Annotated in this window: 2 protein-coding genes and 1 pseudogene; 2 read left to right on the top strand and 1 reads right to left on the bottom strand. The window is 73.5% G+C overall.

The window, feature by feature from the left end; genetic code table 11:
- Window positions 1-184 precede the first annotated feature (184 nt).
- Window positions 185-391 carry a hypothetical protein gene (locus ACWEN3_RS45130; protein WP_452984079.1) on the top strand — a complete coding sequence of 69 codons (207 nt, stop codon included), beginning with the start codon at window positions 185-187 and terminating at the stop codon, window positions 389-391.
- Window positions 392-393: 2 nt separating this feature from the next.
- Here ACWEN3_RS45130 and ACWEN3_RS45135 read toward each other — a convergent pair whose 3' ends face one another.
- Window positions 394-2121, bottom strand: coding sequence for an MOSC domain-containing protein (locus tag ACWEN3_RS45135; RefSeq protein WP_452984081.1), 1728 nt, complete (start codon window positions 2119-2121; stop codon window positions 394-396).
- 101 nt (window positions 2122-2222) lie between these two features.
- Here ACWEN3_RS45135 and ACWEN3_RS45140 point away from each other — a divergent pair.
- Window positions 2223-2546 (top strand): annotated as a pseudogene (locus ACWEN3_RS45140) (dihydrofolate reductase family protein); the annotation flags it as partial.

Genomic DNA, 2546 nt, shown 5'->3' on the forward strand with positions numbered 1-2546 from the left:
CGCTGTCGCGGCCAGCGCGGCCGCCGAATCGGACACGTGGTAGCCGACGCCCTGCAAAAGGCTGCGGACCGCGCCTGATCTGCGTCCTGCGGCCCGCGAGCTGGCCGAGGAGACCGGCAGCGACACACCGGACGGCGCCCTCGGCCTGTGGCTGACCACCCTGAGCGGGCGGGGAAACGTCGGGGTGCTCTTCCTCGCCCCGCCACGCCCCGCGGGGGAACTGCTCGACCGGTACGCGGAACTGGCGAGGACGGAGACCGCCCGGGGCGTCGATCCCGAGTTCGAGCGGGTCGCGCTGATCCGCTCGACGGCCGACCTCGACGGCCTCGCGGACCCGTACGTCGACTATCTGGCACTGGTCCTGCGGCACTACGCCGGCCCCTCGGCCTGACGTCACAGATCGAGGACGACCTCGCCGGCCGGTTCGCCGCAGCAGACCAGGACGCTGCCGGGCTCGGGAGGTTCGAGCGGCGGGGTGGTGTAGGTGATGTCGCCCGACAGCAGGTGGGTGACGCAGGTGTGACAGACCCCGGTACGGCAGGACCAGCGGGTGGGGATGTCGCACGCCTCGGCGAGTTCGAGGAGTGAGACGTGCCGGGGGGACCAGGCGGTGGTGATGCCGCTGCGGGCGAAGGTGACGATCGGGCCGGTGCCCGGCGGTCCGGGTGGCTGGTGCGGCCGGACGGCATTGGTGGGCGTGACACCGGGATTGACGGCGGGCAGGGCGCCGAACTGCTCCGTGTGGACGCGCTCGGGGCGCAGGCCGAGGTCGCGCAGGCCGGCGCCGAGGCCGTCCATGAACGCGGGCGGCCCGCAGAGGTAGGCGTCGGCGTCGGCGGGAACGCCCGCCGCCGCGAGCGTCGACGCGGTCGGGCGCCCCCGGGTGATACGGCCGTCGCCGGGCGCCGGGGTCGCTTCGCCGGTGTAGTGGATGTGCTCGTGGGCTTGCGGGAGCCGGGCCAGAAGCGCGTGGGCCTCGTCCGCGAAGGCGTGATGGGCGCGGTCGTGGGCGACGTGGATCCACCACACGGGGCGCGGGTCCCGCACGGCGGCGAGCTGGTGGAGCATGGCGAGCACCGGGGTGACGCCGATTCCCGCCGAGATGAGGGCGACCGGGCGGGTGCCCTCCTCGAGCACGAACGTTCCGCGCGGGCCGGCGATGTCCAGGACGTCCCCGGGCCGCAGGGTGTCGTGGATGTAGCCGCTGACCTTCCCGTGGGCCTCGTGCTTGACGCTGATGCGGTAGGCGGCGGCCGTCGGGGCGGAGGACAGGGAGTAGCTGCGCACGGTGGGGCCGGCGTCGCCCACGGCGAGCCGTACACCCAGATACTGGCCGGCACGGGCCTCGGGCAGGGGAGCGCCGTCGGTGGTGTCGAGGTAGATCGACGAGACGGTGGAGGTCTCGGGGACGACACGGGCGACGCGCATGGGCTTGAAGCCCGGCCATCCCCGTTCCTTCTCCGGTTCCCGGCCGGGCGGCCCGGCGGCGGCCAGTTCGCGGAAGGACTGCTGCCATCCCGGGCTGAGGGCGGGGACGGCCAGCGCTCTGCGCAGCTTCTCGGGGGCGCGGCCGGGGAGATAGAGCAGCGCGTCGGTGTCGGCGACGCTGAGCTCCCCGGGACCCCGGCGGATCAGGGTGATCTCGTCGCCCGCTCGGACGCGCCCCTCGGTGAGGACGCGCAGATAGAAGCCGGGGCGGTGGTGGGCGACCAGCAGGGAGGCCATGGCCGGTTCGCCCAGGCGCATGCCGACGCGGTAGCAGGTGACGCGCGGCTGGGTGACCTCGAACTCGGCCTCGCCGATGCGGTACCGGTCGCCGATGCACACCTCGTCGTCCGGCAGTCCGTCGACGGTGAAGTTCTCCCCGAACATCCCGAAGGTCAGGTCGTCGCGCCCCAGGTGCTTCCGCCAGTACCGGTAGGACTGCGACTGGTAGACGAGGACGGCGCGAATCTCGCCACCGTGCCCGGCCAGGTCTCCCTGGCCGTCTCCGTCGACGTTCAGCCGCCGCACCATCCGGGGGCCGCGCACGGGAGCCTTCCAGGCCCCGGTGTGGACGGTCCTTCCCTGCCAGGGGACGTCCCTGGGCTTCCCCACGTTGACCGACAGCAGCGTCGCCATGGCGGACCTCCTGCGGGTGGCGACCGGGGACCCCCCCCTCACGGCGCGGTGCGCTCGGGCCGATCCTATGCCTCGCACCGCTCTTCCTCAGATCCTGGAACGTGTCCGGGGAGAGCCACGGCATCCGGGAGTTCCTCGAAGGGTGCGAGGCGGTGCTGATGGGCGGTACGACCTTCGAGCCCGCGCTGACCAACGACCGCCGGCCGTGGCCGGACCTGGACGTGTTCATCGGCGCACTCGACACGCTGGAACCGGTCGTACTGCCGCTGCTGTTCGGCGGCGGCACGCGGCTGACGCCCGCGCTGAGCCCTGCCACGGCTCACCCGGCGGTGGAGCTCGTTTACTCCCGCAAGGGCAGCCGCCCGCCGCTGCCGAGCGGCCCCGCGAGCCGGCGCCGAGCGCCGGCCCACAACGCGGTGATGGCG

This window comes from Streptomyces sp. NPDC004561 (assembly GCF_053602155.1).

Coding starts and splice junctions, on each gene's coding strand:
- ACWEN3_RS45135 (WP_452984081.1), bottom strand. CDS start 2,121: ATGGCGACGCTGCTGTCGGTCAACGTGGGGAAGCCCAGGGACGTCCCC.